This window comes from uncultured Nostoc sp., from assembly GCF_964247315.1.
Taxonomy (GTDB): domain Bacteria; phylum Cyanobacteriota; class Cyanobacteriia; order Cyanobacteriales; family Nostocaceae; genus Nostoc.
The window spans coordinates 55,885-62,468 of sequence record NZ_CAXTTT010000030.1; the positions used below are offsets into that span (position 1 = coordinate 55,885).

The following is a 6,584-nucleotide window of genomic DNA, read 5'->3' on the forward strand; positions in this document are numbered from 1 at the left end:
TGTATCAGTTAATTTGAGACAAAATTCAGTCATGATAAAAGCAGTGCCGTCCTAAGATGCTGGGGAAAACCATGTCATATACCCCACTTTTCGCCGATCGTACCCATGCAGGTGAATTATTGGCGCAAGTAATTCATGATGTTTTTCATGATGTTTTGACTCAGCAAACTATTGATTCTGGGGTAAAGCCTGTACCAATTGTTTATGCTTTGCCAAGAGGAGGTGTACCAGTAGCAGCACCAATAGCACGTCTTTTGGATTGTCCGTTGACAATTGTTGTGGCAAAAAAGATTAGCCATCCAGAAAACCTAGAGTTAGCAATTGGTGCAGTGACTTCTTCTGGAAATGTTCTTTGGGTCGATCAAAAGCTATTTCGCTCTAAACATGATGTGCGGTGGCGAGAAGTGGCTTTAAATAAAGCGATCGAGCAAGCTAAGTCTCTTGAGGCTCAATTAATTCCTGCTTGTTTGCAGGTGAATGCAGAGAATGCTATGCTGATCTTAGTTGATGATGGCATTGCTACAGGTATGACAATAGCGGTAGCAGCAACTGCCATGAAAGCGCTTTGTCCAGCAGCAATTTGGCTATGTACTCTATTAGCGCCACAAAAATTGCTACCTTGGTTAGAACAGTGGGGCGATCGCACAATAGTCCTGGAAACACCCCAACCCTTGTAGAGTGTGAGTAATTTTTACGCCGAATTCCCCAAGTAGATACATTAGAAGCTCTCGTATATCTCCAACAACAAAAGACAATGAAGGGAATCGATCTGTGCGAGTAATTTTGAATTGTTTTCCAATCTTACTTTCTAACCATTTGAAGATGTTCCCTGCTGATATTGCATAGCTTTGGCATAATCACCAAGAGCGTAGCAAGCGACTTTCAGACTGGCAAGAGCTTGTTCTTCACTGCGACGATCTTTGATATTTTTAGCTAACAGCAAACGTTCTTCATAATATGTAATTGCTTTGTTATAGTCACCCAAAGCTTCACAAGCAACTCCTAAACTACTTAAAGACTGTTCCTCACTACGCTTGTCTTGAATTTCTTTGGCTAATTGCAACCGATCTTCATAATACTTAATGGCTTTGGTATAATCACCTAAAGCATAACAAGCATTGCCTAGATTCTTTAGCACCTGAGAAGCACTGCGAACATTTTTTAAGGAGCGTGATAGGACTACACACTGCTCATAATAAGCGATCGCTTTTGGGTAATTGTTCAAAGCATACCAAGCATTACCTAAATTCTTAAGTACCTGTTCTTCGCCCCAATTATCTTTGAGTTCCCGCACAATCTCTAGGCTTTGTTGCTGATATTCAATAGCTTGTGTAAAGTTGCCTAAAGCTTTATACACCAATCCTAAATTATTGAGTGCTGCCACTTGACTTCGTTTGTCTTGCAGTTGCTGCGTTATTTTCAAACATTTTTCTAGAAACTCAATAGCCTTTTTATGGTCATTTAGGTGACGGTATGCATTGCCTAAATGGGAAAGAGCTTGCATTTGCAATGCTAAATCTGAGGTGTTATTGAGCAAAGACAGACACTGTTGAGAGTAAGATATAGCACCTTTATAGTCTCCGGCGCTGTAAGTTACCAATCCTAAAAAAGAAAGTACCTGTGCCTGTTTTTCTAAATCGCCAATTGCCTGAAACAGCCCCAAGGATTGTTGTAAAGACTTCATAGCCGTTATTAATTCGCCACCTTGCTGCTGTTGAATTCCTTGCCTTAGTAGCTTGGACGCTTCTGACAAATGGTCATCACTTTCTTGTGGAGGTATTATTTCTGCTTGTGAACCAGAGTCAAATTCATGGGTAATTGTATTACGCTTCACTGGTTTTAGGTATGTTATGGGTAATTCCAGGGGAACTGTATTTTTCGAGCTGTTATTCCATTCGCCTTTAGACATCAACTCCTTCCTGTGAAGTCTGGTGCTAAATTTAGTGTTCCCAAAACCAGGATGCATCTTTCATCAGTCTGCTTTATCACAGCATAAGTTTAGAAGAGGTGAGAGCTGATATAGCGATCGTTAATCGAGGTTTTTAGATTTCCACTCATGAAGAGTAATAACTATATAACAGTCTTAAAGCGTTTGCGATCCTCTGTATTTTTTATGTCTTCCTATTTTCTACGTGTGGAGTAGTTCGATTCAAAAATTCTTTTCTACAAGATTATTTAACAGTTTTATTATCAATATCTGCCCTGTATGTATGATGCAGGATATCCCGCACCTCCATTAAAATTTTTCCTAGCATATTTTTACCACTGCCATCGGCTCCGCAACCCCAATAAAAATCAATAGGCGAGTTTTCAACAATTTCTGCATTTCCCGTGGAAAGTAAAATATCTCTAATATCTGTATGAGTTTTAAATTTATATAGCACAGCTTGCCGCATGATATCGTCTTTAACTTGTTCCCAATCTCGACGTAGGGGACGGGTTCTCTCGCGCCCCATTCTTGCCGCATCTTTAGGTGTTTTAACTAGGCGGATTTGTTCTACATGAGGTGTACCCACAAACTTTTGTGCTTGAAAGTAGTGTTCGCTAGTTGACCAATACAATCCATCTAATTCAAAGCTGTGGGACGAAAAGTTAGAGAAATAGCCATATTATTCACGAGTACTATAAAAATAGATTGTCATAAAATTTGATACAAGTTTTTTTAATTTCCTAAATTTGGGAATTTTTTATAAAACAGATGATTTATTTTCTGTTGATTCAATAAATGCCTCAAACTGACCATTAGGAGTCCATTGAATAGCTCCATCTCGTCCTGTAAAGAACAGTTTAGTTTGGCTTTGATTCAGTTCAGATAAAGTTTTCGGATCGAAGTTGGCAGAAGAAGCGATCGCTACTTGTGGTTGCAAAGCAATAACTAAATCTTTCAATGACTCAGGGGCACACCAAAGCACTTGCGGGCGAGGCAAACTTCCATTTTTAACTAGTTGTTGTACCTCTTTAGATTTAACATTACCCACTAATAACCAATTTTGATCTAAAATTTGCAATTGTAAAATTGGTAATTGTTCGTTGATTAATTGCGCTACTATCGAACCAGCTTTCACAGATTGACCAACTGCTAAAGATTGATAAATTCCTTGATGTTTTTGTAGTTCCTGTTGAATAGCCTGAGTTGTAATAGAATTATCTGTTTGGGGTGAATATTCATAAAAATTATTGATTGGTAAACGCTGCATTAATTCAAACCAAGCATTACTTTCATTACCTTGAAAATCAGTTGCGATCGCCCAATTTATTTGATTTACACCTTGCTGTTGTAAAAACGGTAAAATTGTAAAACGTCCTGTACCTTCATCACCACTGTTAATTACAGTTACAGTACCTCGGTCTTGAACGACTACAATTGGTTCTGTCCCAGATTCTAAGACAGTTATCCTAAACAATGTATTTTTATAATGCCAAAGTGGGATAAATACTAAAACAATCGCAATCATATTAGCAAACCACCACCGTCTTTGCCACCAAGGCACTAGCCAGACCAATATAATTAGTATATAAATCGCCAAAAGCTGCCAAGTAGATATGCTGCCCACCGCAACAGAATTTCCAGGCAACTTGCTAAAAAATTCCACTAGTTTAATTAGCCAATCAGTAGGGTAATGTAACACCCCGGCGAGGAAACTTCCTGCGTCGAGCCAAACTAAACCTACTAACGCACTGATGATTCCACCTATACTAATGATCGAAATTAATGGAGTACTAACCACATTCAACAACAGACTATAAGATGGTACAACTCCAAAGACAAAGAGTTGCACGGGTAAAGTCCAAATAGTGGCAGCTAGGGGAACAGCAATCAAAGCAGCGATCGCAGGTGGTAGCCATGCTAGGCGATTGACTAATGCGGGTACTGTTACAACTAATCCTAGTGTTGCTAAAAAACTCAATTGAAAACCTAAATCCCAAATCCATAAAGGATTAAATACTAATAGTAGAGTTGCTGCTAATAGTAACGATCCGAACTGTTTTACCTTCCTTTTTAATAAAAGACCAACTAATGCTGCAAAACCCATAATTACAGCTCTGAGAACCGCAGGTTGAAACCCTGTTAAACTCAGAAAAATAATTAAAGCCAAAAACCCAAGAGTAAATTGCGTTCCTTTTCTTGCTCGTCTTGTTAACTGTAAAATCACACTCAAAATCAAAGAAGTTTGGAACCCAGAAGCTGCTAAAGCATGAGCTAATCCGGCTTGTACAAATAAGTCACGGATATCATAGGGTAAATCAACAGCTTTGCTACCTAAAACCATTGCGCTGACAAGAGGCCCTTCAGGAATACCCAACCAACGAACTTGCGATCGCACAATTCGCTCCCGAATTTGCCACCATCCCCATTTACGTTCCCGCTCCAAAACATTTATCTGTCGCCCAATCAAACCAGCAAACGTTCCTTCCTGCTTGAGAAACTTCTGAAAATCGAAACCACCAGGATTGGAAGCCGCCTTTGGTTTGTACAAAATCCCAGTCACAGCAATTTGTTGACTAGGGTATAACCCAGTAGCCTGAAGTATAGGGACTGTCACATACAATTTGCCTGTAACCCCTTGTGGGACACCTGCTGAACCTTTATCATTTTTAACTTCATCTAACTGAGTCGTTTCCAGCCAAAATTGTCCTCGCTGACTGCGAGTTAAACGCGGATTACTCGCCACTTCGCCGCGTACAATCACAAGTTGTTCTTGATTACTGCTATTTCCAGGTGGGACAAACTGACTAATATCTTTTGCACCCGGTTGTGGGATTCGCCATTGAAAATATAGAGTTGCCAATAATCCCACCAAGCCAGCAGCTAACCATATTCGAGGATGGGGAGTAGTTTGCCAAGTATTAGGCACTGCCTTATTTTTGCTTCCAGCATTTTCTGGTTTCTGAGCAAATTGCTGTAGTGTGGTGCGTCTTCTAAAAAGAATTGCTCCCACTATCCCCAGAACCAAAATCCCCACACCACCCCAAGGAACTGCTGTAAACAGCAATCCAAAAATGTAGCCAAGACAAATAATGACACCACTGGTTTGAATCATAAGATTTTAGTAAAAGCACCTGGAAATCAGAATTTGCAGATGGTTTAAATATAAATAGGGCAGCAATAAAGAAAAATCGGCGTTGCTGAATTTAGTTATGAAATTCAAAAACAAAATATTCCAAATTTTTATTATCTGTGCTTGGAGCACTTCTGCGTGAGCTTTTTATTTTTTTAAATCAGCAACAGTGAAAAGTTTTTATGCTTGTGGTGAGTATAGTCCATCAAGTTTATATAAACAAAGCCCGCACAAGCGGGCCTTATCCTTGTAGCTTTAATGTTCTAGATTCAATATTTAACTGTATTTCTGTCCTTTAGCAAAAGCAACATCAAAAAAAATATACCTAGCTTAAACCTCAGCACCACAAGGATAAACAAAACACAAAATCGTAGTGAATTAAATTTGCCACAACTCTGCGTACTTTGCCTTTACTTTGCATTCCCTGGCTTTAAAAACGCTATTATTTTACACAAAACTGTACTTAGTTTGTCTGTAGCCGCACCCTTTAGGATATTGGGCTTCCTGTAGAACCCACAGTATCTTTGAGCAATGGAAAACCCAACTTCTCCCTTTGCTCAACATATAAATGAGCTACCTTCCTAGCCAAATGCCGAATCCTGGCAATATAGCGAGTTCTCTCTGTCACCGAAATCACACCTCTAGCATCTAATAGATTGAATGTGTGCGAACACTTCATTACATAATCTAAGCTGGGCAAGACCAATCCTCGCTCCGTCAATTGGGTAGCTTCCTGCTCATACAAATTAAATAGTGTCAGTAGCAACTCAGGATTTGACGCTTCAAAGTTGTATGTACACTGCTCAATCTCTCCCTGAAGGAAAACATCACCATAAGTAATGCTGTCTGTCCACTGGATCTTTGTAAGTGCTTCTACTTGCTGAAGATACATTGTCAGCCGCTCTAACCCATAAGTAATCTCAATCGACACGGGACGGCAATCAATTCCTCCACACTGTTGGAAGTAAGTAAATTGAGTAACTTCCATCCCATCTAACCATACTTCCCACCCAGTACCCCAAGCTCCCACAGTTGCATCTTCCCAGTTATCCTCTACAAATCGAATATCGTGGTCTTGAGGACGAATACCTAAAGCTCTTAACGAATCAAGATAAATCTCCTGAATATTATCTGGTGATGGCTTAATCAGAACTTGGTACTGATAATAGTGTTGGAAACGGTTGGGATTTTCGCCGTAGCGTCCATCAGTAGGACGACGACAAGGCTCAACGTAAGCAACAGCCCAAGGTTCCGGCCCCAATGCTCTTAAAAAAGTCTGGGGATTCTTAGTACCAGCTCCCTTTTCAATATCGTAGGGCTGGGCAATAAGACAACCGCGATTGCCCCAGAAATGATGCAATAAACTTATTACCGACTGAAAATTCACGCTTGTTCCATCCTTAGTCAACACAGTGCATAAACCATTGTTGCCTAGAACCCGGCACTGTGGGCAGTTTCAGGAGACAGAAAAACAGTCCAAAATTATTTTGGGAAAAATAGTTGACACAAGGAGTTGGGTTCGCT

The 6,584-nt window shown here is 39.9% G+C and carries 3 protein-coding genes and 2 pseudogenes; 1 reads left to right on the top strand and 4 read right to left on the bottom strand.

All coding sequences use genetic code 11. From position 1 onward, the window contains the following. The first annotated feature begins 71 nt into the window (after nucleotides 1-71). Nucleotides 72-781 (top strand): annotated as a pseudogene (locus tag ACFE93_RS11595) (phosphoribosyltransferase). Between the two features lie 27 nt (nucleotides 782-808). On the opposite strand, the gene ACFE93_RS11600 reads toward ACFE93_RS11595, so the two are convergent. From ACFE93_RS11600 to glyQ, 4 genes and pseudogenes are all read right to left on the bottom strand, one after another. Continuing rightward, the gene (locus ACFE93_RS11600) at nucleotides 809-1,909 is read right to left on the bottom strand and encodes a tetratricopeptide repeat protein (protein WP_375473431.1); all 1,101 of its coding nucleotides are present in this window, start codon (nucleotides 1,907-1,909) and stop codon (nucleotides 809-811) included. A gap of 262 nt (nucleotides 1,910-2,171) precedes the next feature. Next, nucleotides 2,172-2,642 (bottom strand): annotated as a pseudogene (locus tag ACFE93_RS11605) (NADAR family protein). A 45-nt stretch (nucleotides 2,643-2,687) separates the two neighbouring features. Continuing rightward, nucleotides 2,688-5,042: a ComEC/Rec2 family competence protein gene (locus tag ACFE93_RS11610; RefSeq protein ID WP_375473432.1), complete on the bottom strand. Its 2,355-nt coding sequence runs from the start codon at nucleotides 5,040-5,042 to the stop codon at nucleotides 2,688-2,690. A 505-nt stretch (nucleotides 5,043-5,547) separates the two neighbouring features. Further along, nucleotides 5,548-6,447 carry a glycine--tRNA ligase subunit alpha gene (glyQ, locus tag ACFE93_RS11615; RefSeq protein WP_375473433.1) on the bottom strand — a complete coding sequence of 300 codons (900 nt, stop codon included), beginning with the start codon at nucleotides 6,445-6,447 and terminating at the stop codon, nucleotides 5,548-5,550. Between the last annotated feature and the right edge of the window lie 137 nt (nucleotides 6,448-6,584).